Below are 23,718 nucleotides of genomic sequence, written 5' to 3'. Positions count from 1 at the left end.
CGGTGTTCAGTCGTGTGGCCATCGTCAACCGGGGAGAGGCCGCGATGCGGCTCATTCACGCGGTACGGGATCTTTCGGCGGAGACCGGGCAACGGATCGAGACGGTCGCCCTGTTCACCGACGCCGACCGCGGCGCGACCTTCGTGCGGGAGGCCGATCTGGCCGTGCCGCTGGGGCCCGCGTCGGCGCGGCCGTACCTCGACCATGCCGTGCTGGAGCGGGCGCTGGTGGAGTCCGGCGCGGACGCGGCGTGGGTGGGGTGGGGGTTCGTCGCCGAGGACCCGGCCTTCGCCGAGCTGTGCGAGAAGCTCGGCGTCACCTTCGTCGGGCCCAGCGCCGAGGCGATGCGCAGGCTCGGCGACAAGATCGGTGCCAAGCTCCTGGCCGAGCAGGTCGGCGTGCCGGTGGCGCCGTGGAGCCGGGGCGAGGTCGCCACGCTGGCCGAGGCGCTGAGCGCCGGGCGGGAGATCGGCTATCCGCTGATGCTCAAGGCGAGCGCGGGCGGCGGCGGGCGCGGCATCCGCATGGTCGCCTCCAGCGAGGAACTCGCCGACGCCTACGAGCGCACCAGCCAGGAGGCGCTGCGCGCGTTCGGCTCCGGCGTGGTGTTCCTGGAGCGCCTGGTGACCGGCGCACGGCACGTCGAGGTCCAGGTGATCGCCGACGGGCAGGGCACGGCCTGGGCGCTGGGGGTGCGTGACTGCTCGGTGCAGCGCCGCAACCAGAAGATCATCGAGGAGTCGGCCTCGCCGGTGCTGTCGCCGGCGCAGAGCGCCGAGCTGAAGGCCTCGGCCGAACGGCTGGCCGTGTCCGTCGGTTACCGGGGCGCCTGCACGGTGGAGTTCCTCTACCACCCGGGCGAGCAGCTGTTCGCCTTCCTGGAGGTCAACACCCGGCTGCAGGTCGAGCACCCGATCACCGAGGTCACCACCGGCACCGACCTGGTCCGCCTGCAGCTGCACGTGGCCGCGGGCGGGCGGCTGGAGGGCGAGCAGCCGGCCGAGATCGGGCACGCCGTCGAGGCCCGGCTCAACGCCGAAGACCCCGACCGCGACTTCGCGCCCGCGCCCGGCCGCATCGCCCGCCTCATCCTGCCCTCGGGGCCCGGCATCCGCGTCGACACCGGCGTCAGCGAGGGCGACACCATCCCCGCCGACTTCGACTCCATGATCGCGAAGATCATCGCCTACGGCAGCGACCGCGAGCAGGCGCTGGGCCGGCTGCGCCGCGCCATGGCCGACACCACCGTGATCATCGAGGGTGGCGCCACCAACAAGAGCTTCGTCCTGGACCTGCTCGATCAGCCCGAGGTCATCCAGGCCGGCGCCGACACCGGCTGGATCGACCGCGTACGCGCCGAAGGCGGCCTGGTCAGCCACCGCCACTCCGCCATCGCCCTGGCCGCCGCCGCCATCGAGGCCTACCAGGACGAGGAGGAGGTCAGCCGGCAGCGGCTGCTGTCGACCGCGCACGGCGGCCGGCCCCAGGTCCAGCACGACCCCGGCCGCCCCCTGGACCTCAAGCTGCGCGGCGTCGGCTACCGGGTGAGCGTCGCCCGCGTCGGCCACAACCGCTTCCGCGTCGGCGTCTCCGGCGGCGGCCGCTCACACCCGGCCGACGTCGAGGTCGAACGCTTCGACGAGCACTGCGGCCAGATCGTCGTCAACGGCCGCCGCTTCCGCCTGGTCTCCTCCACCCACGGCCCCATCCACCTGATCGAGGTCGACGGCGTCACCCACCGCGTCAGCCGCGACGAGGGCGGCGTCGTGCGCTCCCCCGCGCCCGCGCTGGTCGTGGCCACGCCGCTGGCCGTCGGCGACGAGGTCGAGGCCGGCGCGCCGCTGCTGGTGCTGGAGAGCATGAAGATGGAGACCGTGCTGCGCGCGCCGTTCCGCGCCCGCGTGCGCGAGTGCCCGGTCTCGGTCGGCAGCCAGGTCGAGACCGCCGCGCCGCTCATGCGCCTGGAGCCGCTGTCGGACGAATCCCCCGATGAGCAGCAGGCGGCCGGCGCCGACGTCGAGATCGAACTGCCCGCCGAGCCCGCCCCCGCCTCCCCCGCCGAACGCGTCGAACGCGGCCTGCAGGACCTGCGCAGCCTGCTGCTCGGCTTCGACGTCGACCCCCACGACGGCCAGCGCGTCCTGTCGGCCTACCTGTCGGCCCGCGCCGAGCTCGGCGGCCGGCTGCTGGAGGGCGAGCTCAACCTGCTCACCCTGTTCGCCGACCTGTGCGAGCTCAGCCGTAACAAGCCGGGCGTCGAACTCGACGCCGAACCCGACAGCGCCGTGCACAGCCCGCGCGAGTTCTTCCACAGCTACCTGCAGAGCCTCGACGCCGAACGCGCCGGCCTCACCGAGAGCTTCCAGGCCAAACTCGCCACCGTCCTGGCCCACTACGGCATCACCGGCCTGGACCGCACCCCCGAGCTGGAGGCCGCGGTCTTCCGCATCTTCCTGGCCCAGCAGCGCATCAGCACCGACGTCGCCATCGTCTCGGAACTGCTGCGCCAGTGGCTGGGCGGCACACCCCCGCTGGAGTCGCTGTACGAGCGCGCCGGGCTCGGCCTGGAACACCTGGTCGAAGCCACCCAGGTGCGTTTTCCCACCGTCTCGGACCTGGCCCGTGGCGTGGTCTTCCGCTGGTTCGCCCAGCCGCTGCTGCGCCGCAACCGCGCCAAGGTGTACGCCGCCGTCCGCGACGAGCTGCGCTACCTCGACCACAACCCCGAGGCGCCCGACCGCGCCGACCGTATCCAGGTCATGGTCGCCAGCGCCGAGCCGCTGGTGCGCCTGATCGGCCAGCGCATGCGCCGCCCGGGCCGCGACCACGCCCCCCTGCTGGAGGTCCTGACCCGCCGCTACTACGGCAACCGCGCCCTGTCGCAGGTGGGCCTCAGCCAGGCCGGCGGCAGCCGGTTCGTCACCGCCGAGCACAGCGGCCCCAACGGGCTGGCCCGCGTGGTCACCACCGCCGTCGACATCGCCGCCCTGCCCGAGGCCGTCACCGCGCTGGCCGCCTTCACCGAACCCGACACCGGGCAGGAGCAGGGCCTGCGCCGCGAGCTGGTCGCCGACCTCTACCTCACCTGGGAGGACCAGCCCGACGCCGAGGCCATGGCGCGGCGCCTGGGCCGCATCCTGGCCGAGCACGCCCGCTCGCACGGCGTGCGCCGCATCACCACCACCGTCGCCGGCACCGGCGGCGCCGTCATGCACCACCACTTCACCTTCCGCCCCGACGGGTCCGGCGGGTTCGCCGAGGACCGGCTGATCCGCGGCCTGCACCCGCAGATCGCCCAGCGCCTGCAGCTGCAGCGGCTGCGCGCCTTCGACCTGACCCGGCTGCCGTCGGCCGACGAAGAGGTCTACCTGTTCAAGGCCGTGGCCAAGAGCAACCCGGCCGACGAACGGCTCATCGCCATGGGCCAGGTCCGCGACCTGACCCCGCTGCGCGAGGCCGACGGCCGGCTGGTGGCGCTGCCCGCGGTCGAGGACGCCATCACCGCCGGCCTGGACGCCATCCGCAACATCCAGGCCCAGCGCCCCCAGAACAAGCGCTTCGACACCAACCGCATCATGATGTACGTCTGGCCCTCCACGGAGATCTCCACCGACGAGCTCAACATGCTGGTCCAGCGCATCCTGCCCACGACCGCCGGCGCCGGGCTGGAGGAGGTCCAGTTCGTGGCCCGCCAGCGCACCGCCTCGGGCGAGCTGGCCGAGGTGTCGGTGCGCATCACGCTGGACGCCGGCCGCGGCGCGCACGTGCACGTCGGCAAGCCCTCCACCGAGCCGCTGCAGCCGCTGGACGACTACCGGCAGAAGGTGCTGCGCGCCGCCCGCCGCGGCACCGTCTACCCGTATGAGCTGACCGGCCTGCTGGCCGGGCCGCGCGGCGGCTTCGCCGAGCACGACCTCGACGAGCACGGCGCGCTCGTGCCCGTCCAGCGGCCGCCGGGCAAGAACTCCGCCGCGCTGGTGGCGGGCGTGGTCACCACGATCACCGAACGCCACCCCGAGGGCGTCACCCGCGTGGTGCTGCTGGGCGATCCGACCAAGGCGCTGGGCGCGCTGTCGGAGCCGGAGTGCGCGCGCGTCATCGCCGCCCTCGACCTGGCCGAACGCATGCGGGTGCCGCTGGAGTGGTTCGCGCTGTCGGCCGGGGCGCGCATCTCGATGACCTCCGGCACCGAGAACATGGACTGGGTCGCGGCCGCGCTCAAACGCATCGTCACCTTCACCCAGGCCGGCGGCGAGATCAACATCGTGGTCGCCGGGATCACCGTCGGGGCGCAGCCGTACTGGAACGCCGAGGCGACGATGCTCATGCACACCAAGGGCATCCTGGTCATGACGCCGGACTCGGCGATGGTGCTCACCGGCAAGCAGTCGCTCGACTTCTCCGGCGGCGTCTCGGCCGAGGACAACTTCGGCATCGGCGGCTACGACCGGGTGATGGGGCCCAACGGGCAGGCGCAGTACTGGGCGCCGAGCCTGGCCGCCGCCCGCGAGGTGCTCATGGCGCACTACGACCACACCTACGTCGTGCCCGGGGAGAGCGGGCCGCGGCGGGCGTACACGATCGACCCGGCCGGGCGGGACGTGCGCGCCTACCCGCACCAGATCGGCGGCAGCGACTTCACCACCGTCGGTGAGATCTTCTCCGCCGAGCACAACCCCGACCGCAAGAAGCCGTTCGACATCCGCACGGTGATGCGCGCGGTCTCCGACCAGGACCACCCGGTGCTGGAGCGGTGGGCGGGCATGGCCGACGCCGAGACCTCCGCCGTGCAGGACGCCCACATCGGCGGCTTTCCCGTCTGCCTGATCGGCATCGAGTCGCGCTCGGTGCCGCGGCGCGGGTTCCCGCCCACCGACGGCCCCGACACCTACACCGCCGGCACGCTGTTCCCGCGCTCGTCGAAGAAGACCGCGCGCGCGATCAACGCCGCCTCCGGCAACCGGCCGCTGGTGGTGCTGGCAAATCTGTCCGGCTTCGACGGCTCGCCGGAGTCGATGCGCAAGCTGCAGCTGGAGTACGGCGCGGAGATCGGCCGGGCGATCGTCAACTTCGACGGCCCGATCGTGTTCTGCGTCATCTCCCGCTACCACGGCGGCGCGTTCGTCGTCTTCTCCAAGGCGCTCAACCCGAACATGACGGTGCTGGCGCTGGAGGGCTCGTTCGCCTCGGTGCTCGGCGGCGCCCCGGCCGCGGCCGTCGTCTTCTCCGGCGAGGTCAACAACCGCACCGCCACCGACCCGCGGGTCACCGACCTGCAGGCGCGGGTCTCGGCGGCGAGCGGGGCCGAGCGGGCGGCGCTGAACGCCCAGCTCGCCGAGGTGCAGTCCGCGGTGCGGGCGGAAAAGCTCGGCGAGGTCGCCGCCGAGTTCGACCGGGTGCACAGCATCCAGCGGGCGGTCGAGGTGGGGTCGGTGGATGCCATCATCAGCGCCGCCGAGCTGCGCCCGCGCATCATCGCCGCCATCGAGCAGGCAACGATCGGGCAGGCCACGGGAGGCTGACGGCTCACGCGCCGCCGCGGCTGCCGACCGTTCACGCGTCGCCGCGGCCGAGGCGGCGCGAGCCCAGGGCGAGCGCGAGCGCGGCGTAGGCGGCCAGCACCGCCAGCCCGGCCCAGCCCGGCAGCGGGAAGTCTCCCTCCTGCGGCAGCCCGCCGCCCGGCACGTGCGCGTAGGAGGGCACGCTCTGCTGGACGGCGAAGCCCGCCGCGGGCGTGAGGCGCAGCAGCCACTGCCCCACCGGCGGCGCCAGCAGCGACGTGGTGGCCAGCACGTACGGCAGCACCACGGCGGCCACGGCGACGATGACGGCGGGGGCGGCCCGGCGCAGCCACGCGCCGAGCCCCACCGCCAGCACCGCCGTCAACGCCACCTGCGCCGCCGTGCCCGCCACCACCCCCACCTGGGTGGCGGCGGGCACCGGCAGGACGACGTTGCCGTTGGCGCGCAGGATCGGCAGGCCCACCAGCGCGCTCGCCGTCAGCGCGGCCAGCGCGCCCGCGAAGGTGACCGCGCCGGCGACCACGGCCTTGGCCGCCGGCAGCAGGCCGCGGCGCGGGCCGGCCAGCAGGCTGGCGGCGATCAGGCCACGCCGGTACTCGGCGGTGACGAACACGGTGGCCACCACGATGACGGCGATGAGCGCCAGCACCACCCCGGTCAGCAACTGCTGAAGCGTCGCGCCGCCACGGGCGCCCAGCGGGGCGATGTCACCGCCACCGGACACCGTGTACACGCCGCCCGCCTCGCTCACGCCGCCGATGCCCGAAGGCGTCCACGCCGGGCCGGGACTGTCGCCCTGCAGGGTGAGGTGGTCGAAGACGCCGGTCGCCGCCACCGGGTGCGCCCGGGCGATCACGCCGCCCAGATCGGCGTAGCGCACCGTCTGATCATCCGGGGAGGCGACGAACATCCCCACCCGCGCCCGCGCGCCCAGGCCCGCCGGCCGCACGGTGCCGAGCGTGCGCCACTCGCGGCCGTCGGCGGATTCGGCGCCGCTCACCTGCTGGCCGGTGCGGGTCAGGCGCAGCCACCGGGGCGCCGCGCCCGGGCTGCCGGCACGGTCCTGGGTGAAGTCGTGCTGCAGGCGCGTCCCGTGCCCGGCCGTCACCATCACCGCCGCGTACGACGCTCCCGGCCGCGTCCCGTCCTTGATCAGCAGGCCCGCCTTGGCCCACGGCAGCGCCCCGCGCAGCGACGCCACCCGCACCGTGACGCTGCCATCACCGCTCAGCTCCCGGTGCACGAAGGCGAAGGTGTCCTGCACCGCCTGCCCGTCCGGCCCCGCCGGCGGCACCGGGCAGGCCACCACGGTGTCGTTCACCCCGCAACTGGTCGTGCTGCCCGCCGCCGTCGCCACCGCCAGCACGAAGATCGCCAGCAGCCCGGCCGCCAGCCCCGCCACCCAGGCGCGCACCGTGCGGAACTTCGTCCACTCCGCGCGCACCATCCGGCCGAACGCCACGCTCACCTGGTCAGCTCCATGTAGGCCTCCTCCAGCGTGGCCCGATGGGCGACGATCTCGGTGTACGGCACCGCGGCGCCGTTCAGCACCTGCTCCACCCGCTCGCGCCCGGCGAGCCCCGAGACGGTGAGCACCTCCGGCCCGCAGGCCGCCACCGTCGCGCCCGCGCCGGCCAGCACCGCCATGGCCGCCTCCCGCGCCCCCGTCCGCACGGTGAAACGCCCGCGCGAGGCGTCGGCGACGAGCTCGTCCACGCCCAGGTCGGCCACCACCCGCCCGCGCCCCGCCACGACCAGATGTCCGGCCGTGTCCTGCACCCGGCTCATCAGCCGGCTCGCGACCAGCACCGCGCGCCCCTCACCGGCCAGCCCCCGCAACACCCCGCCCAGCCAGGCGGCCTCCTGCGGATCCAGGCCGGTGAACGGCTCGTCCAGCACCAGGATCGGCGGATCCCCCAGCAGCGCCGCCGCCAGCCCCAGCCGCTGCCGCGACCCGTGCGACAGCGAGCCCGCCCGCCGCCGGATCGCCGCCCCCAGCCCCACCAGCTCGGCCACCTCATCCACCCGCCGCGCCCCGGCCCCCTGCGCGTGAGCCAGCCACAGCAGATGGTTGCGCGCGGTGCGGCCCGGCTGCAGCGCGCCGGCGTCCAGCAGCGCGCCGACGTGCCGCGACGGCTCCCCCAGGCTCCGGTACGGCCGGCCGCCCACCAGCGCCCTGCCCTCCTGCGCCACGTCCAGCCCGAGCACGACCCGCAACGTCGTGGACTTGCCCGCGCCGCTCGGGCCGACGAACCCGGTGACCCGCCCCGGCGCGACCGTGAACGACATGCCGTCCAGCGCCGCCACCGCGCCGAAACGCTTGCGCAACCCGTCGACCTCGATACTCGCCTCCATGTCCGGCAGCGTAGGCGGCCCGCCCGCGTGGGTCGTCCCGCACACGAGCGATCCTCGCCTCCTGGGTGGCTCCCTCCCGGGAGGGATGCCGGGCGCCTTACGGGCAGGCCACAATGGCTAGCGTGAAACAGGGCGATGACCAGCGCCGACAGCGCGGCGGTGGGTGGTGGACGCGGGAGCGGGCGCAGCTCGCGGCGGGCGTGGCGCTGACGGCACTGGCCGTGGGCGAGGCGCTGCTGCGGGTGCGTGGGCTGTCCCCGGACGGGTGGGGCTCGGTGAGCGACATCACCCCGGCCGGAACCCACCTGCCGTCGGGCATGAGCCCGGCGGACCCGGGTGCGGGCGGCCTGGGCTCGGGGGGTGTGGGGTCTGAGGGTGTGGGGCCTGAGGGTGTGGGGCCTGAGGGTGTGGGGCCTGAGGGTTCGGGGCCTGCGGGTTCGGGGCCTGCGGGTTCGGGGCCGAGGGGTGGGCCGTGGCTGGCCGTGCTCGTGGTGCCGCTGCTCGCGCTGGCCACCACCGTGCCGCTCGTGCTGCTGCGCGGCCAGCGGGTGGCCTGCGCGGCGCTGGTGAGCGCCTCGGTGGTGCTGTCGCTGCTGGCCTTCCAGACGCTGACCGCCGCCGGGGTGGGGGCGCTGCTGCTGGCCTGCTACCTGGCCGGACGGACCGGGCCCGCGGTGGCGGCCGTGGCGGTGGCGGCGCCGTACCCGGTGATGGAGCTCATCGGCACGGCCGGACCCGCCACCGCCACCCACACGCTCGTGCTGGCCTGCCTCGCGCCCGCCACGGCGCTGGCCGCCATCGCCCGCCGCGCCCGCGCCGAGGCGCGCGAGCACACCGAGGCCCGGCAGGTCATCGCCGACTCGCTGCTGGAGCACACCGCGCGCGGCGAACGCGCCCGCATCGCCCGCGAACTGCACGACGTGGTCGCCCACCACATCTCCATGGTCGCCGTGCAGGCCGAGACCGCCCGCGTCAGCGTCGCCGGAATGCCGCCCGCCGGGGCCCAGCGGCTGTCGGCCATCGGCGACACCGCCCGCGCGGCGCTGACCGAGATGCGGCGCCTGCTCGGAGTGCTGCGCGAGGACGCCGGTGAGAGCACCGCGGCCCGGCGCCCGCAGCCGGGGCTGGGCCTGGGCGAGCTCAACGAGCTGCTGGACGAGGCCCGCCACGCCTCCGGCACCGGCATGCGGCTCATCCTGCGGGGCACACCGGCCGCGCTGGATCCGGGGGTGGAGCTGGCGGCGTACCGGATCATCCAGGAGGCCCTCACCAACGCCCGCCGCCACGCGCCCGGCGCCGCCGTCGACGTGCACCTCGACTACACCGGGCCGGGCCTGCACCTGAGCGTGCGCGACAACGGCCCTGGCCCTGCCGCCGGCGACGACCGCGAACCCCCGGACCGCCACGGGCTGGCGGGCATGCGGGAGCGGGCCGTCGCGGTCGGCGGACGCCTCAGCACCGGAGCCGCCCACGGCGGCGGCTTCCTCATCGAAGCCCACCTCCCGGGAAAGGAGACGCCATGAGCCAGGTGCGCATCGTGGTCGCCGACGACCATCCGGTCGTGCGCACCGGATACGCGGAGATGCTCGGCACCCAGCCCGGCTTCACCGTGGTCGCCACCGCCGCCGACGGCGCCGAGGCGGTGCGGGTCTGCCGCGAGTACGCGCCGGACGTGGTCCTCATGGACGTGCGCATGCCCGGCATGGACGGCATCGAGGCCACCCGCCGCCTGGCCGCCGACGCGGCGGGGCCGCGCGTGCTGATCCTGACGACGTTCGATCTCGACGAGTACGTCTACGACGCGCTGCGGGCCGGAGCCAGCGGCTTCCTGCTGAAGGACGTCACCGCCGAGCGCCTGTTCGAGGCGGTACGCGTCATCGCGGCCGGTGACGCCCTCCTGGCCCCGGCGGTCACCCGGCGCCTGATCAGCGAGTTCGCCCAGCTACGCCCCAAACAGGACCCGTCGGCTGCGGCGTCCCTGCGCGCGCTGACGCCGCGTGAGACCGAGGTGCTGCGCCTGCTGGCCGAGGGCCTGTCCAACCCGGAGATCGCGCTCCGCCTGACGGTCACCGAGGAGACGGTCAAAACCCACGTCAGTCGCATCCTGACCAAACTCGGCCTGCGCGACCGCACCCAGGCCGTGGTCACCGCCTACGAAAGCGGCCTGGTCATCCCGGGCTCACGGCTCTAGAACGTGAAACCGCCGGGCCGGTCGTTGCGGTCGGCGATCAGCCCGGCCAGGGTGGCCACCGCGATCTCGGGTGGCGTCTGGGAGCCGATGTTCAGGCCGATCGGCCGGTGCACGCGGGCGATCTGCGCCTCTTCCACGCCGAGCTCGCGCAGCGCGCTCACGTGCGGGCCGGTGTGGCGGGGGCTGCCCATGATGCCGATCCAGCGGGCGGGTGTGGTCAGCAGGTCGCGCAGCAGAGGGCCGATCTCCTCGCGGTGGTGGTCGGTGAGCACCATGTCGGTGCCGGCGTCGAGGTAGGGGCCCGGTGCGCGCTCGGCCGGGTGGCCGTCCAGGGCGCGGGCGGGGTCGGGTTCCAGCAGGACCGTGCGGAAGCCGAGCTCGGCGCCGTAGCGGAGCAGGCATTCGGCCACGGGCGAGGCGAACACCGCCACCAGGGCGCGCGGCTGCCGTTCGGCGGGGGCGTGCCCGTGGGCGGCCTCGCACGCCGGGTCGTGGTCGTGACCGTGCGTCATGACGGCAGTCTGCGCGGTGCGGGTGCGTCATGACAAGCGGCAGGTGACCTCCGTGGCCATCGCGTTCTGCGGCTGCTCGGCGACGGCGTCGCGGCCCGGGTACTTCCACTGGCAGACCGTCGAGGGGGAGATCTTGGCGTTCGAACCGCCCATGCACCACAAGTTGGCCCAGCCGCCGCCGGCCATGCTCGCGCCCTGCGTCTTGCAGTAGGCGTGGGCGTCGTCGAGGGTGATCGGCGCCTGGGACGGTGCGGCCGGCTCGCTCGGCGGCGCGCTGGTCTTCGTGGGTTTGGCGGTGGGTTTCTGGGTGGGTTTCTGGGTGGGTTTGCGGGTGGGCGCGGCGCCGGTGGGTTCGACGGGGGCCTGGGTGCGGGGCGCCTTGCGGGTGGCGCTCGGGGTGGCGCGGTGCGGGGCGCTGCTGAGCGTGGGTACGGCCTTGGCCGACTGTGAGCGTTTCGTGGCCCCGGGCGTCGGGGTGCCGTGGACGGCCGGGGTGGCGCCCACGTGGGTGGACGGCGCTGGCGTGGCGGGCGCGGGCGTGACGGGCACGGAGGCCTTCGCGGCGGCCGGGGTGGTCAGGGCGGCGTGGTTGCCGGAGGCGCCGGGCCCCAGCACGAAGAAGCCGGTGACCGCGGCGGCCAGCAGGACGGCGCCGGCCGTACCCAGAACAAGGCCGCGGCGCGCCCTCGCACGCGCGGGCGGGAGCGCCACCGGCGCCGTGGGAACACCGGCGGGCTGGCCGGGGACGTCCGGGGCGGCGAAGCCGGTGGCGGCGGTGCGGCGGACCGGGACGGTGTCCCACGCGGGCGCCGGCAGCGCCCGCAGCCGCTCGATCACCTGGGCCGCGGTGGGCCGCTGGGCGGGGTCCTTGGCCAGGCACTCCGCCAGCAGCAGGCGCAGCGGGCCGTCGAGTTCGCCGAGGTCGGGGTCGCCCTGCAGGATGAGGTGCAGGATGCCGGGGATGGAGTCGCCGACGAAGGCCCGCTGGCCGGTGGCGGCGTAGACCATGGTCGCGCCCCAGGCGAAGATGTCGGCGGCCGGGCCGATGTCGCCGCCGGCGATCTGCTCGGGCGCCATGTAGGCGGGGCTGCCGATGGGCTGGCTGCTGACGACCGACTGGCTGAGGTCCAGGGCGCGGGCGATGCCGAAGTCGATGACGACCGGCCCGTCGGGTCCCAGCAGCACGTTGCCGGGCTTGAAGTCGCGGTGCACGACCCCGGCCTCGTGGATGGCGGCCAGCGCGGTCGCGGTGTTGACGGCCAGGCGTTGCAGTGCGGCGGCGCCGCGGGCGCCGTTGTCGCGCACGGAGGCCTGCAGGGACGGTCCCTCGACGTACTCGCTGACGATGTACGGCCGCGCCCCCACGAACCCGGAGTCCAGCACGTGCGCGGTGCAGAACGGCGCGACCCGTTTGGCGGTCTCCACCTCGCGCAGGAAGCGCTGCTGTTCGCGCTGGTCGGCGATCAGGTGCGGATGCAGCAGCTTGATCGCGACGGGCGCGCCCTTGCCGGTGCGGCCGATGTAGACGGTGCCCTGCCCGCCCGCTCCGAGGCGCCCTTCCAGGCGGTAGGGCCCCACCGCCCGGGGGTCCTCGTCCAACAGGGCCAACACCTCGGGCACCAGGCCTCCAGCCAGTAACGTGGGGCCAAGATCGTACCAAAGTCGGTTAAGGGATGAGTCAGGGCCTTAAGCAACCCGAGTTGCTCCATTCGGTTTAGTCAACTACAGTTGCTCACATGTCCGCTGAAGAGACCCTTGCTCCCGCCGACGGCCTGGCCGCGGTGGCGGCGCTGCGGCGGCTGGCCGACCGGCTGGAGGACTCGGCCGTCGAGCGGGCGCTGCGGGCGGGCTGGAGCCGGCCGCAGGTCGCCGAGGCGCTCGCGGTGACACGCCAGGCGATCCACAAGAAGCACGCCGGGCGGCTCGCCGCCGCGGGCGTCCAGCCGAGGAGGCGCTGAGCCGTGACCCCCTCGACCACTACTTCCACACGATCATGACCCAGGGAGAACACGAGGCCCGCCAGGACCACTCGGCCACCATCGAGGCCCACCACCTGCTGCTGGCCATCGCCGACCACCAGGGCGCCACCGCCGGCCGGCTCCTGTCCGAGGTGGGCCTGGACCGGAGCGGCGTGCGCGCGGCGCTGGATCGCGAGTTCGAGCACAGCCTCACCGCCGCCGGCGTCTCCGCCGCCTTCCACCTGCCCCCGGCGGGCCGCCGGCCCAAGCCCCCCGGCATCGGCGCCTCGGCCAAGCTCGCGCTCGAGCGCGCCTTCACCGCCGTCCGCAAGAAGGACGTCGACTCCGCCCACCTGCTCGCGGGCATCCTGCGGGCCCGGGTCGGCACGGTGCCACGCGCCCTGGCCCTGGCCGGCGTCGACCGCGAAGCCCTGCTCACCCGCACCCAAACCGCCTGACCCAAGCCACTCTGACCCGGGCCGCCTGATACGGGCCTGCCTGCCGTTTCGCCGCATCGTGCGGAACGGTCTCATCGCCATGGCCAAGTAAGCACTTACTCACCGACCCGAACCAGGAGAACCCCCGCCATGTCCCCCGGCACCACCGTGCTGGACGTCGACGGCCTGCGCATGCGCTACGGCAGCACCGACGTCCTGCACGATGTCACCTTCCAGGCCCGCCACGGCGAGGTCCTGGCCCTGCTCGGCCCCAACGGCGCGGGCAAAACCACCACCATCGAGATCCTGGAAGGCTTCCGCAGCCGCTCGGCCGGCCGGGTCCAGGTCCTCGGCGCCGACCCCGCCGACGGCGGCGAACGCTGGCGGGCCCGCGTCGGCGTGGTCCTGCAGTCCTGGCGCGACCACGGCAAATGGCGCGTACGCGAACTGCTGGCCCACCTCGCCGCCCACTACACCGCCTACACCCGCCCCTGGGACCCCGACGAGCTCATCGCGGCGGTCGGCCTCACCGCGCACGCCGCCAAGAAGATCAAAACGCTGTCCGGCGGCCAGCGCCGCAGGCTCGACGTGGCCATCGGCATCGTGGGCAGGCCCGAGCTGCTGTTCCTGGACGAGCCCACCGCCGCCTTCGACCCCGCCGCCCGCCACGACTTCCACGAACTGGTACGCGGCCTGGCCGACGACCAGCACACCACGATCCTGCTCACCACCCACGACCTGGCCGAGGCCGAGAAGCTCGCCGACCGCATCGTCATCCTCGACGGCGGCCGGGTGATCGCCGACGGCAGCGCCGCCGACCTGGCCCGCGGCATCGCCGGCGAGGACGAGGTCCGCTGGGTGCACGAAGGCCGCCGCCACACCCACCGGGCCGCCGACTCCACCGCCTTCGCGCGCGAGCTGTTCGCCCGCCACGGCGCCGCCGTACAAGAGCTGGAGGTGCACCGCGCCTCCCTGGAGCAGACCTACCTCGCGCTGGTACGCCACGCCGAACAGGAGAGCCGATGAACGCCGTGGTCCTGCGCGCCGGGTGGAGGCGCGGCGTGATCGAGCTGCGCCAGTCCTTCACCAACGGGCCCGACGTGGTCAGCCATCTGCTGTGGCCGGTGCTGATGCTCGTCGTCATGTACTTCCTGCGCGAGAGCTCCTTCGGCGCCTCCGGGCTGCTGCTGGGCACGCTCGCGCTGCCGAGCGTGCTGGGCATGAACGCGGCCCTCGGCCTGGTCAGCCTCAGCCAGCAGCTCACCTACGAACGCGAGGACGGCACCCTGCTGCGCGCCAAGGCCACCCCGCACGGCATCCAGAGCTACCTGGTGGGCAAGGTCGTGTCGGTCTCCGGCGGCCTGCTGGCCGATCTGGCGATCTTCCTCGTGCCCGGCCTGCTGATCGTCAAGGGCCTGGACCCCGGCTCCGCCTCCTGGGCGGCGCTGTTGTGGGTGCTGGCGCTGGGCATGGTGGCCACGCTGCCGATCGGCGCGGTGCTGGGTTCGGTGTTCCCCAGCGCCCGTGGCCAGGGGCTGCTGCAGCTGCCGGTCATCGGCATGATCGCGATCTCCGGGATCTTCTACCCGATCACCGCGCTGCCGGAGTGGGTGCAGTGGATCGCCCAGGTCTTCCCCTTCTACTGGCTGGGCCTGGGGATGCGCTCGGCGCTGCTGCCGGACGCGGCGGTCGCGGTCGAGATCGGCCAGTCCTGGCGGCACCTGGAGACGGCCGGGGTGCTGGTCGCCTGGGCGGTGCTCGGGCTGCTGCTGGCTCCGGTGGTGCTGCGCGGGATGGCGCGTAAGGAGTCGGGCTCCAGCGTGGCCGAGCGCCGCGACAAGGCCCTGCGGCGCGCGATGTGAGCTACAGCGAGCGCAGGCCGCGCATCGCCAGTTCGGCCGCCTGGCCGCCGGCCTTGATCCGCTCCGCTTCGGTGTAGCCGAGTTCGTGGCTGAGCAGCGACGCGGCCTGCAGCGCGCCCATGAGGGCGCCGATCGCGGCGGCCGCGGTGACCTGGTCGATCTCCTCGGGGAAGGTCTCGGCGAACGCGGCCGCGATCTTGCGTTGCAGGTCGAGCAGCACCATCAGCGCCTTGGCCTGCACGGAGGGCACGGTCATGACCAGCGTGCGGTAGAGCGCGACCCACTGCGGCTGGTGGCTGAGCGGGCCGTGGTCGAGGAAGCGGGCCACGACCTCCTCGTAGGTGCGCAGCAGCAGGTCGGAGATGGTCTCGTCGGGGCGGCGGCCGGCCAGCACCTCCAGCGTGACCTCGTAGTAGTCGCCGGCGGCGAAGAAGACCACGTCCTCCTTGCTGGGGAAGTGGTTGAAGAACGTCTTGGTGGCCACGTCGGCCGCGGCGGCGATCTGGGCGACCGTGGTCTGCTCGAAACCCCGCTCGGCGAACAGCCGGAAGGCCGCCTCGGCGATGAGTTCCGTGGTCTGCCGCTTCTTGCGCGCGCGGCGCGTCTCCTCCATTCGCGAAGCTTACACCATCAGTATTTTTACATCGGTTGTAACTTTACTTCGAGTGGTGTTACCTGGAGGCATGATGCCTCTGCAACCCCCGGCGGGCCGCCCGTTCGACCCGCCCGACGACCTGGCCCGGCTGCGCGGCGAATGCCCGGTCAGCCCGATGACCTACCCCGACGGGCACGAGGGCTGGCTGGTCACCAGCCACGAGCTGGTCCGCGCGGTCCTGGCCGACCGCCGCTTCAGCCACCGCGCCGACCTCGTGCACACCCCCATGCCCGGCGCGAGCGCCCGCGCGCCCCTGCAGCCGGCCCCGCCCGGCGCGTTCCTGGCCATGGACCCGCCCGAGCACACCCGCTACCGTCACCTGCTCACGGGCGAGTTCACGGTACGGCGCATGCGGCAGCTGACCGGCAGCATCGAAGCCGTGGTGGCCGACCACCTGGACGCGATGCTGGCCAAGGGCCCGCCCGCCGATCTGGTCGCCGACTTCGCCCAGCCGATCCCCGGCGTGGTGATCTGCGAACTGCTCGGCGTGCCCGACGACGAACGCGAGCGCTTCCGCCACCACATGCCCGTCTTCGGCAGCACCAGCGCCAGCCTTGAGGACAAGGCCGCCGCCTTCGCCGCCGCGACCGGCTCCATCGCCGAGCTGATCGCCGCCAAACGCGCCCACCCCACCGACGACCTGCTCAGCGGCCTGGTCACCGGCGGCGAGCTGAACGACGACGAGCTCGTCACGATCGCCTTCCTGCTCATGGGCGGCGGCTTCGACACCACCGCCAACATGCTCTCCCTGGGCGCGTGGGCGCTGATGCGCGAGCCGGGCGGCGTCGAGAAGCTGCTGCGCGAGCCCGGCCCGGCGGTGGAGGAGCTGCTGCGCTACCTCAGCATCATCCCCGTCAGCGCGCGGGCGGCGCTGGAGGACGTCGAGCTCGGCGGCCGGATCATCCGCAAGGGGCAGACGGTCACCGTCTCCATCCCGGCCGCCAACCGCGACCCGGCGCATTTTCCCGACCCCGACCGCCTCGACCTGGACCGTTCGACCGCCGGGCACGTCGCCTTCGGGCACGGCATCCACCAGTGCCTGGGCCAGCAGCTGGCCCGGGTGGAGATGACGGCCGGGCTGCCGGCGCTGTTCGAGCGCCTGCCCGGGTTGCGGCCGGCCGTACCGGATGAGGAGGTGACGCTGCGCACGGACATGCTGATCTACGGCCTGCACGCGCTGCCCGTCACCTGGCAGGCGGGCTAGCCGACCGGCGGCGGATCGCGCTCGTGCCGTGAACGGCGGGGCTAGGATGCACCCCCGTGATCGAAGCCGACTTTATCCTCCGAACCCGTACGTCCTACGACGCCATCGCCGTCGAATACGACGAGCTGGCCCGTGACGAGATGGACCGCAAGCCCCTCGACCGCGCCATGGCCGGCGCCTTCGCCGATCTGGTGCGCGGCCGGGGACCGGTGGTCGACGTGGGGTGCGGCACCGGAAACCTCACCCGGTTCCTGCACGAGCGGGGCGTGGAGGTCTTCGGCGTGGACCTGTCGCCCGGCATGCTCGCCCTGGCCGGCAAGACGCTGCCGGACGTGCGCTTCGTCGAGGGCTCGATGCTGGATCTGCCGGTGCCGGACTCCTCGGTGGTGGGGGTGGCGGCCTGGTACTCCACCATCCACATCCCCGACGAACTGCTGCCCCAGGCATTGGCGGAGTTCCACCGCGTGCTGGCGCCGGGCGGCTACGCGCTGCTGGCCTTCCAGGTCGGCGAGGAGCCGCTGCACCTGACCGACGCGCTCGGTCACCAGATCGACCTGCTCTTCCACCGCCGCCGCGCCGAGCAGATGGCGCGGCTGCTGCGCGCGGCCGGGCTGCCCACGCACGCCCGGCTGGAGCGCGAGCCGGAGGACGAACGCGCGCCTCAGGCGTTCCTGCTGGCCAGGAAAGACGTCACGGACTGAGGTAGGGCGTGGTCGTCGCCAGCGCCGCGAAGCCCAGCCTGGCCAGGATCGGCCGGCTGGTCGGCGCCGCGTCGACCTGCAGGAAGTGGTAGCCGCGCGCGGCCGCCAGCCGGGCGCGGTAGGCCACCAGCGCCCGGTACAGGCCGCGCCCGCGCCAGCCGGCGACGGTGCCGCCGCTCCACAGGCTGGCGAATTCGGTGCCCGGATGCAGCTGCATGCGCGCCGCGCTGACCGGCTGCCCGCCGGCCATCGCCACCACCGCCTCCACCTCTCCCGGCCGCTCGGCCAGTTGCGTCAGCAACTGGTGGCGCACCAGCGAGGAGTCACCGCCGAAGGCCTGCTCGTGCACGGCGGTCATCAGCTCCACCCCGGCCGCGTCGCGCACCGGCCGCAGCTCCACCCCGCCCGGCACCTGCTCGCTCAGGTTCAGCTCGCCGATGCGGCCCACCATGAGCGTCTCGGCCTCATCGGCGACGAACCCGGCCGCGGTCAGCCGTTCGGCGAGGTCCGACGGGCGGTCGTGGCTGTAGAGCTTCCATTCGAAGGTACGGCCCAGCCCGCCGTAGAAGGCGAGCTGCTCGGCGATGACGGCATCGGCCCCGGCGGCGTCCAGGTCGGACCACAGGATGCCGTTCCAGTCCTCGGGCCCGCCCACCTGGCGTACCACCGAGCCGGTCCACTCCACCCGGACGCCGGGGGCGTCGGGCCGCGCCTGCCGGCGCATCTGCAGGTCGAACAGCGGCAACGTCACGCGCCCTACCCTAACGCCCGATTCTTACGTGATCGCGACGGCGGTCTGCCCCGCGGGTTGAGGGTTGGCGGCCTGCCGGCCCTGCTGGAGGCGGTCCAGGGTTCCGGGACGGGTTCAACGAAACGCTGGAAGACATGGATCTCGCACATCGGCGCACGCTGGCGGCCGTCAGCGCCGCCCAACTCCTCGTCGTCCTGGACGGCACCATCGTCAACATCGCCCTGCCCACCGCCCAGCAGGCGCTCGGCCTGACCGACGCCAACCGGCAGTGGGCGATCACCGCCTACGCGCTGGCCTTCGGCGGGCTGCTGCTGATCGGCGGCCGGGTCAGCGGCGCGCTCGGGCACCGGCGCGCCTTCGTCGTCGGACTGGCCGGGTTCGCCGCCGCCTCGGCGCTGGGCGGGGCGGCCTCGGGCCCGGCCATGTTGTTCGCGGCGCGGGCGCTGCAAGGGGTCTTCGCCGCCCTGCTCGCGCCCGCCGGGCTGTCGCTGCTGGCGACCACGTTCACCGAGCCGCGCGAGCGGGGGCGGGCCTTCGGGCTGTTCGCCGCGGTCGGCGCCGCCGGGTCGGCGATCGGCCTGGTGGCCGGCGGGCTGCTGACGGAGTACACGAGCTGGCGCTGGTGCCTGTACATCAACGTGCCGATCGCGCTGCTGGCCGCGCTGGCCATGGCCAGGACCGGCCGGGAGACTCCGGCCGGGGCGCGGGGGCGGATGGACGTGCCGGGCGGGCTGCTGAGCGTGGCGGGGTTCGCCGCCCTGGTCTACGCCTTCAACGAGGCCGAACCGCTCGGCTGGGGCGCGCCCAAGGTGCTCGTGCTGCTGGCCGCCGGGGTCGTGCTGCTGGCGGGATTCGTCGTGGTGGAGACGCGGGCGCCCGAGCCGCTGCTGCCGATGCGGGTGCTGCTGGACCGCGCGCGGGCCGGGGCGTTCGTGGCGATCACCCTGATGTTCGTGGCGATGTTCGGCTTCTACCTGTTCATGAGCTACTACACCCAGGCCACGCTCGGCTACACGCCCGTGCAGGCCGGGCTGGTGCTGATCGTCAACGCGGTCGCGGCGCTGGCCGGGGCCTCGCTGATCGCCGGGCGGCTGCACGGGCGGGTGCCGCCCGGGGTGCTGATCGTGGCGGGACTGCTGGCGGCGGCCGCCGGCATGTTCGTGCTGACCCGGCTGGGTGAGGGAACCACGGGTGTGCTCGGTGGGTACCTGCTGCCGGCGCTCGTGCTCACCGGGCTCGGGCTGGGCTGCGTGCTGCCGCCGACGGCCGCGCTGGCCACGGCGGGGCTGCGCGGGCACGACGTCGGCGCCGCCTCGGCCGCCTACAACGCCGCCCAGCAGGTGGGCGCGGCGCTCGGGGTCGCGCTGCTCAACACCGTGGCCGCCGCGCACCCGGCCGCGGTGCCCGGCTACGTCGCCGCGCTGGGCGTGGCGCTGGCCATCCTGCTGGCCGCCGCCCTGCTCACGGCGCTGCTGCTGCGGCCGCGCCGGGCGCCGAGCCGTCCGGCCCCTGACCCGGACGGCTCGGCCCTGCGGCGCTAGAGCGCGGGCGCGTACCGGCTGGCCGGGCGGGGCAAACCGTAGTGCTCGCGCAGCGTGGCGCCGCCGTACTCGCTCCTGAACAGCCCGCGCGAGCGCAGCAGGGGCAGGACGTGGTCGGCGAAGACCTCGAAACCGCCGTTGAGGTAGGGCGGCATGATGTTGAAGCCGTCGGCCGCCCCGCCGGTGAACCACTGCTCGATGCGGTCGGCGATCTGCTCCGGCGTGCCCGCGGTCACCCAGTGGCCGCGGGCCCCGGCCAGCCGGTGCAGGAGCTGGCGAATGGTGGGGTTCTCGCGCTCGATGATGTCGGTCACGACGCCGAAGCGGCTGCCGTAGCCGCGCTGCTCGTGGGTGGGCAGCTTCTCGCGCGGCACCGGCCCGTCCAGGTCGTGGCCGTCCAGGTCGATGCCGAGGAACTGGCGTAGCTGCTGCAGGGAGTACTCGGGCTGGGTGAGTTCGTTGAACTCCTGCTGCAGTGCCTTGGCCTCGGCCTCGGTGGAGCCGATGAACGGGCTGATGCCGGGCAGCACCTTGACCAGGTCGGGGTCGCGGCCGGCGGCCTTGATCCGGGACTTGACGTCGGCGTAGAAGTCGCGGGCGTTGTCCAAGGTCTGGTGGGCGGTGAAGATCGCCTCGGCGTGGTGGGCGGCGAAGGCCTTGCCGTCCTCGCTGGAGCCGGCCTGGACGTAGACGGGACGGCCCTGCGGGGTGCGCGGGGTGTTCAGCGGGCCGCGTACGCGCAGCCGTTCCCCCGCGTGCTCGATCGCGTGGATCTTGGCCGAGTCGGCGAAGACGCCGGAGGCCGGGTCGATGACCAGCGCGTCGTCCTCCCAGCTGTCCCACAGCGCGCTGACCACTTCCAGGAACTCGTGCGCCCGCGCGTAACGCTCGGCGTGCACCGGGTGCTCGTCCAGGCCGAAGTTCTGGGCGGCCTGCGGGGCGCCGGTGGTCACGATGTTCCAGCCGGCCCGCCCGCCGGACAGGTGGTCCAGCGAGGCGAACAGCCGGGCCAGGTTGTAGGGCTCCAGATAGGTCGTGGAGGCGGTGGCGATCAGGCCGATGCGCTCGGTCACCGCCGCGATCGCCGACAGCCACGTGAACGGCTCCAGCCGGAAGCGGCTGGCGTAGCGCACGTTGTCGGGCAGCGAGGGCCCGTCGGCGAAGAAGACGGCGTCCATCTTGGCCTGCTCGGCGCGCTGGGCCAGCTCCTGGTAGTAGGTGATGTCCAGCACCCGCTCCGGCCTGGCCTCGCGGTGGCGCCAGGCGGCCTCGTGGTGGCCGCCCGGGTAGACGAACAGGTTCAGGTTGAGCTGTCTCATCGGGTCTCTCCCCTCACGCCGAGCGCGCGCAGCAGCTCGGACCTGATCTCGCTGTGCGTCCTGCCGCCGTCCAGGCGCTGCTCGGCGGCGATCCGGCCGTGGGTGAGCACCAGGATCCGGTCGGCCAGCGCGATGGCCTCGTCCACGTCGTGGGTGACGAGCAGGACGGCCGGGCGGTGCTGCTCGTACAGGCGGCGCAGCAGCGCGTGCATCTTCAGCCGGGTCAGCGCGTCCAGCGCGCCGAACGGCTCGTCGGCCAGCAGCAGGCGCGGCTCGCGCACCAGCGAGCGGGCCAGCGCGACCCGCTGCTGCTCGCCGCCGGACAGTTCGTTGGGCCAGGCGCGCTCGCGCCCGCCCAGCCCGACCTCCGCCAGGCTGGCGCGGCCCTTGGCCTCGGCACCGTCCAGGCCCAGGATCACGTTGTCCAGCACCCGCTGCCAGGGCAGCAGGCGGGCGTCCTGGAAGACGACCGAGACCTGCTCGGGCACCTCGACGCGGCCGGTGCCGGCCACGTCGTAGTCGAGCCCGGCCAGGGCGCGCAGCAGCGTGCTCTTGCCCGAGCCGCTCTGGCCCAGCAGCGCCACGAACTCCCCGGCGGGGATCTCCAGGTCGAGGGCGTCCAGGATGACGCGCTCGCCGTAGGAGCGGGTCAAGCCGTGGATGCGTACGGCTGCCGCCGTCAGCCGGCCAGTGTCCGTCGCCATGACAGCGCCCTCCTTTCCACCAGGCGCACGGCGGCGTCGGAGAACAGGCCGAGCAGCCCGTACAGGACGATGCCGACGAGGATCACGTCGGTCTGGCCGTAGGTGCGGGCCAGGTCCATCATGTAGCCGATCCCGCTGGTGGAGTTGATCAGTTCGGCGACCACGAGGAACAGCCAGGCGGTGGTGACGGCGAAGCGCATGCCGAGCAGGAAGCCGGGCAGCGCGCCGGGCAGCACGACCTTGCGGATGAACGCGGCCCGGCTGAGCTCGACGGTCTCGGCCAGTTCGACGTAGCGGCCGTCGATGCTGCGCAGCCCGTTGTGGGTGTGGATGTAGATGGGCACGACGACGCCGAGCGCGATGACGGTGATCTTCATGCCTTCGCCGATGCCGAGCCACAGGATGAGCAGCGGCATCAGGGCCAGCGCGGGCACGGCGCGTTTGATCTGGACGGGGCCGTCGATGAGGGCCTCGCCCCAGCGGCTCAGGCCGGAGGCGAGGGCGAGCAGGGTGCCGGCGGGGATGCCGAAGGCCAGGCCGAGCCCGACCCGCTGGACGGAGGACGCGAGGTTGTCCTGCAGCCGGCCGTTGGCGATGAGCTCGCCGGTGGTGGTCACCACGGTCCAGGGGGCCGACAGGAAGCGGGGGTCGAGCAGGCCGGTGGCCGAGCCGGCCGCCCAGGCGGCCACCAGCAGGAGCGGGCCGTACAGGAAGCCGAGACGCAGCGGGCGGCCGGGGCGCAGGCTGCGGCGGGCGCGGGCCTGGACGAGGGTGTCGGGCGGGGTGGCGAGGAGCATCAGGCACCGTCCCTGACGGTCTGGAAGCGCAGGTCGTAGAGGTCGGCGGCCTTCAGAGGCCGGTTGCCGGTCTCGGCGGCGAGGATGTCGATGGTCTCCTGGTGGCGGGCGACGGCCTGGCTCCAGTCGGTGGGCAGGTCGGGCTCGCCGGCCAGGTCCACCAGGTACTGGCCGTCTGCGGGGGTGAGTCCCTGGTCCTTGACGTAGTAGCCCTCGATCCACTCCTTGGGGTGCTCATGGACCCAGCGGGAGGCGCGCACCCAGGCCGCGACGTACTCGCGCAGCGCCGCCGCCTTGGCCGGGTCCTGCAGGGTTTCGGTGCGGACGTAGAGGTGGCTGGGGTCGTCGCGCAGGTCGTGGCGGATGGTGGTGGCGCCGTCCTTGCCGAACTTGGCCGTGTAGCGCTTGATGTTGACGCCGCCGATGGGCGCCACGTCGACCTGCTTGCTGGCCAGCGCGTTGGGGTAGACGTCGCCGGTGCTGGGCAGCTCGACGAGCGTGACGTCCTGCTTGGTGAGGCCGGCCTTCTTCAGCACTTTGAGCACCAGCGCGCCCTGCGCCTGGCCGGGGCTGTAGGCGATCTTCTTGCCGCGCAGGTCCGCCAGGGTCTTGACGTGCACGCCGGGGGCGATGCCGAGCTCGTAGGTGGGGTGGGCGAGCGGGTCCTTCCTGAACCGCGAGGCGATGATCTTCACGGGCAGCCCGGTCCAGGTGGCGTGGATGGCCGGGATCTCGGCGACCGCGCCCACGTCGAGGGCGTCGGCGCGGAAGGCCTCGGAGGTCTGCGGGCCGCCGCTGAGGTTGGCCCATTCGATCGGGAAGGAGAACTTGTCGATCTCGCCGGACAGCTCCAGCGCGACCTTGGTCGGCGGGTCGCCGACGATCAGCTTGGTTCCCTGGGGCACGGTGGTGGGCAGCGGCGCGTCGGGGGCCAGCGCCTGCTGGGTGGTGCCGCCGTCCGCCTGGCCGCAGGCGGCCAGAAGCACGGACATCAGGAGTACGGCCAGCAGGGGGCGGGGATTTGCGGGCATGCGGAATCGTCCTTCGACGGAAGAGCAGACAGACGGGTTACGGCATGCGGCGGATCGGGTCCGGCGCTAGGACCGGCAACACTGTGCGCTTGCGACGCGGCAGTAGTCGATGTGCGCGCGACGGGTCAGGCCTGGACTCACGATCTTCACGATAGGCGGGCCCGCCCATATTGGCAAT

20 protein-coding genes are annotated in these 23,718 nt (G+C 73.7%); 10 read left to right on the top strand and 10 right to left on the bottom strand.

The genetic code is table 11. The features are described from left to right. Positions 1 to 2: 2 nt before the first annotated feature. Positions 3 to 5,522 carry an ATP-binding protein gene (locus HNR40_RS35215; protein ID WP_184969171.1) on the top strand — a complete coding sequence of 1,840 codons (5,520 nt, stop codon included), beginning with the start codon at positions 3 to 5 and terminating at the stop codon, positions 5,520 to 5,522. A gap of 31 nt (positions 5,523 to 5,553) precedes the next feature. Here the strand turns inward: HNR40_RS35215 and HNR40_RS35210 are convergent, their stop codons facing one another. Together HNR40_RS35210 and HNR40_RS35205 are read right to left on the bottom strand one after the other, a co-directional pair. Continuing rightward, positions 5,554 to 6,990 carry a DUF1349 domain-containing protein gene (locus HNR40_RS35210; protein ID WP_312896632.1) on the bottom strand — a complete coding sequence of 479 codons (1,437 nt, stop codon included), beginning with the start codon at positions 6,988 to 6,990 and terminating at the stop codon, positions 5,554 to 5,556. Beyond that, positions 6,987 to 7,877, bottom strand: a complete 891-nt coding sequence (locus HNR40_RS35205) for an ABC transporter ATP-binding protein (RefSeq protein ID WP_184969169.1) — start codon at positions 7,875 to 7,877, stop codon at positions 6,987 to 6,989. Before HNR40_RS35205 ends, HNR40_RS35210 begins: the two co-directional genes overlap by 4 nt. Positions 7,878 to 7,999: 122 nt before the next feature. Here HNR40_RS35205 and HNR40_RS57490 point away from each other — a divergent pair, with 122 nt between their 5' ends. Continuing rightward, entirely contained in the window at positions 8,000 to 9,400 is a 1,401-nt protein-coding gene (locus tag HNR40_RS57490; RefSeq protein ID WP_221341233.1) for a sensor histidine kinase, read from the top strand. Then, positions 9,397 to 10,068, top strand: coding sequence for a response regulator (locus HNR40_RS35195; protein ID WP_184969167.1), 672 nt, complete (start codon positions 9,397 to 9,399; stop codon positions 10,066 to 10,068). The genes HNR40_RS57490 and HNR40_RS35195 overlap by 4 nt, the downstream gene beginning before the upstream one ends. On the opposite strand, the gene HNR40_RS35190 is transcribed toward HNR40_RS35195, so the two are convergent. Continuing rightward, entirely contained in the window at positions 10,065 to 10,580 is a 516-nt protein-coding gene (locus HNR40_RS35190; RefSeq protein ID WP_184969165.1) for an XdhC family protein, read from the bottom strand. The two genes, HNR40_RS35195 and HNR40_RS35190, sit on opposite strands and share 4 nt — an antisense overlap. Before the next feature lie 27 nt (positions 10,581 to 10,607). Next, a complete protein-coding gene (locus HNR40_RS35185; protein WP_184969163.1) occupies positions 10,608 to 12,200 on the bottom strand; it encodes a serine/threonine protein kinase in 1,593 nt (530 codons plus the stop codon). A gap of 116 nt (positions 12,201 to 12,316) precedes the next feature. On the opposite strand from HNR40_RS35185, the gene HNR40_RS35180 reads away from it, so the two are divergent. The 4 genes from HNR40_RS35180 to HNR40_RS35165 all read left to right on the top strand — a co-directional run bounded on the left by HNR40_RS35180 (position 12,317) and on the right by HNR40_RS35165 (position 14,837). Then, on the top strand, positions 12,317 to 12,538 hold the full coding sequence (locus HNR40_RS35180) for a hypothetical protein (protein ID WP_184969161.1): 222 nt from the start codon (positions 12,317 to 12,319) through the stop codon (positions 12,536 to 12,538). Positions 12,539 to 12,573: 35 nt separating this feature from the next. Further along, entirely contained in the window at positions 12,574 to 12,996 is a 423-nt protein-coding gene (locus HNR40_RS35175; protein WP_184969159.1) for a Clp protease N-terminal domain-containing protein, read from the top strand. Positions 12,997 to 13,125: 129 nt separating this feature from the next. Next, entirely contained in the window at positions 13,126 to 14,001 is an 876-nt protein-coding gene (locus HNR40_RS35170; protein ID WP_184969157.1) for an ABC transporter ATP-binding protein, read from the top strand. Then, positions 13,998 to 14,837 (top strand): ABC transporter permease, encoded by an 840-nt coding sequence (locus tag HNR40_RS35165; RefSeq protein ID WP_184969155.1) that lies wholly within the window; start codon positions 13,998 to 14,000, stop codon positions 14,835 to 14,837. The genes HNR40_RS35170 and HNR40_RS35165 overlap by 4 nt, the downstream gene beginning before the upstream one ends. Before the next feature lies 1 nt (position 14,838). Here the strand turns inward: HNR40_RS35165 and HNR40_RS35160 are convergent, their stop codons facing one another. Further along, positions 14,839 to 15,450: a TetR/AcrR family transcriptional regulator gene (locus tag HNR40_RS35160; RefSeq protein ID WP_184969153.1), complete on the bottom strand. Its 612-nt coding sequence runs from the start codon at positions 15,448 to 15,450 to the stop codon at positions 14,839 to 14,841. A 70-nt stretch (positions 15,451 to 15,520) separates the two neighbouring features. On the opposite strand from HNR40_RS35160, the gene HNR40_RS35155 reads away from it, so the two are divergent. Continuing rightward, positions 15,521 to 16,696 carry a cytochrome P450 gene (locus HNR40_RS35155; RefSeq protein WP_184969151.1) on the top strand — a complete coding sequence of 392 codons (1,176 nt, stop codon included), beginning with the start codon at positions 15,521 to 15,523 and terminating at the stop codon, positions 16,694 to 16,696. A 56-nt stretch (positions 16,697 to 16,752) separates the two neighbouring features. Then, the gene (locus HNR40_RS35150; RefSeq protein WP_312896631.1) at positions 16,753 to 17,397 is read left to right on the top strand and encodes a class I SAM-dependent methyltransferase; all 645 of its coding nucleotides are present in this window, start codon (positions 16,753 to 16,755) and stop codon (positions 17,395 to 17,397) included. On the opposite strand, the gene HNR40_RS35145 is transcribed toward HNR40_RS35150, so the two are convergent. Further along, positions 17,387 to 18,148 (bottom strand): GNAT family N-acetyltransferase, encoded by a 762-nt coding sequence (locus tag HNR40_RS35145; RefSeq protein ID WP_221341232.1) that lies wholly within the window; start codon positions 18,146 to 18,148, stop codon positions 17,387 to 17,389. The genes HNR40_RS35150 and HNR40_RS35145 overlap by 11 nt on opposite strands. A gap of 134 nt (positions 18,149 to 18,282) precedes the next feature. Between HNR40_RS35145 and HNR40_RS35140 the strand changes: the two genes are divergently transcribed. Further along, positions 18,283 to 19,689 carry an MFS transporter gene (locus HNR40_RS35140; RefSeq protein ID WP_184969149.1) on the top strand — a complete coding sequence of 469 codons (1,407 nt, stop codon included), beginning with the start codon at positions 18,283 to 18,285 and terminating at the stop codon, positions 19,687 to 19,689. Here HNR40_RS35140 and HNR40_RS35135 read toward each other — a convergent pair. The 4 genes from HNR40_RS35135 to HNR40_RS35120 are packed head-to-tail and all read right to left on the bottom strand — an operon-like array spanning position 19,686 to position 23,540. Then, the gene (locus tag HNR40_RS35135) at positions 19,686 to 21,008 is read right to left on the bottom strand and encodes an LLM class flavin-dependent oxidoreductase (protein WP_184969147.1); all 1,323 of its coding nucleotides are present in this window, start codon (positions 21,006 to 21,008) and stop codon (positions 19,686 to 19,688) included. The genes HNR40_RS35140 and HNR40_RS35135 overlap by 4 nt on opposite strands. Further along, positions 21,005 to 21,712 (bottom strand): ABC transporter ATP-binding protein, encoded by a 708-nt coding sequence (locus HNR40_RS35130; RefSeq protein ID WP_184969145.1) that lies wholly within the window; start codon positions 21,710 to 21,712, stop codon positions 21,005 to 21,007. Before HNR40_RS35130 ends, HNR40_RS35135 begins: the two co-directional genes overlap by 4 nt. Next, the gene (locus tag HNR40_RS35125; RefSeq protein ID WP_184969143.1) at positions 21,688 to 22,509 is read right to left on the bottom strand and encodes an ABC transporter permease; all 822 of its coding nucleotides are present in this window, start codon (positions 22,507 to 22,509) and stop codon (positions 21,688 to 21,690) included. The genes HNR40_RS35130 and HNR40_RS35125 overlap by 25 nt, the downstream gene beginning before the upstream one ends. Continuing rightward, a complete protein-coding gene (locus HNR40_RS35120) occupies positions 22,509 to 23,540 on the bottom strand; it encodes an ABC transporter substrate-binding protein (RefSeq protein ID WP_184969141.1) in 1,032 nt (343 codons plus the stop codon). The genes HNR40_RS35125 and HNR40_RS35120 overlap by 1 nt, the downstream gene beginning before the upstream one ends. Between the last annotated feature and the right edge of the window lie 178 nt (positions 23,541 to 23,718).

Source organism: Nonomuraea endophytica (assembly GCF_014203235.1).
In the GTDB taxonomy this organism is placed as follows: Bacteria; Actinomycetota; Actinomycetes; order Streptosporangiales; family Streptosporangiaceae; genus Nonomuraea; species Nonomuraea endophytica.
The sequence above is the reverse complement of the archived record's forward strand: the minus strand, read 5'-3'. Positions and strand labels throughout refer to the sequence as shown.

Excerpts from the sequence above, each read along its gene's own strand:
- HNR40_RS35170 (WP_184969157.1), top strand. The coding sequence starts at position 13,126 with ATGTCCCCCGGCACCACCGTGCTGGACGTCGACGGCCTGCGCATGCGC.
- HNR40_RS35135 (WP_184969147.1), bottom strand. The coding sequence starts at position 21,008 with ATGAGACAGCTCAACCTGAACCTGTTCGTCTACCCGGGCGGCCACCAC.
- HNR40_RS35190 (WP_184969165.1), bottom strand. The coding sequence starts at position 10,580 with ATGACGCACGGTCACGACCACGACCCGGCGTGCGAGGCCGCCCACGGG.
- HNR40_RS35165 (WP_184969155.1), top strand. The coding sequence starts at position 13,998 with ATGAACGCCGTGGTCCTGCGCGCCGGGTGGAGGCGCGGCGTGATCGAG.
- HNR40_RS35155 (WP_184969151.1), top strand. The coding sequence starts at position 15,521 with ATGATGCCTCTGCAACCCCCGGCGGGCCGCCCGTTCGACCCGCCCGAC.
- HNR40_RS35120 (WP_184969141.1), bottom strand. The coding sequence starts at position 23,540 with ATGCCCGCAAATCCCCGCCCCCTGCTGGCCGTACTCCTGATGTCCGTG.
- HNR40_RS35205 (WP_184969169.1), bottom strand. The coding sequence starts at position 7,877 with ATGGAGGCGAGTATCGAGGTCGACGGGTTGCGCAAGCGTTTCGGCGCG.
- HNR40_RS35125 (WP_184969143.1), bottom strand. The coding sequence starts at position 22,509 with ATGCTCCTCGCCACCCCGCCCGACACCCTCGTCCAGGCCCGCGCCCGC.
- HNR40_RS35195 (WP_184969167.1), top strand. The coding sequence starts at position 9,397 with ATGAGCCAGGTGCGCATCGTGGTCGCCGACGACCATCCGGTCGTGCGC.
- HNR40_RS35175 (WP_184969159.1), top strand. The coding sequence starts at position 12,574 with ATGACCCAGGGAGAACACGAGGCCCGCCAGGACCACTCGGCCACCATC.
- HNR40_RS35130 (WP_184969145.1), bottom strand. The coding sequence starts at position 21,712 with ATGGCGACGGACACTGGCCGGCTGACGGCGGCAGCCGTACGCATCCAC.
- HNR40_RS35140 (WP_184969149.1), top strand. The coding sequence starts at position 18,283 with ATGGATCTCGCACATCGGCGCACGCTGGCGGCCGTCAGCGCCGCCCAA.
- HNR40_RS35180 (WP_184969161.1), top strand. The coding sequence starts at position 12,317 with ATGTCCGCTGAAGAGACCCTTGCTCCCGCCGACGGCCTGGCCGCGGTG.
- HNR40_RS35160 (WP_184969153.1), bottom strand. The coding sequence starts at position 15,450 with ATGGAGGAGACGCGCCGCGCGCGCAAGAAGCGGCAGACCACGGAACTC.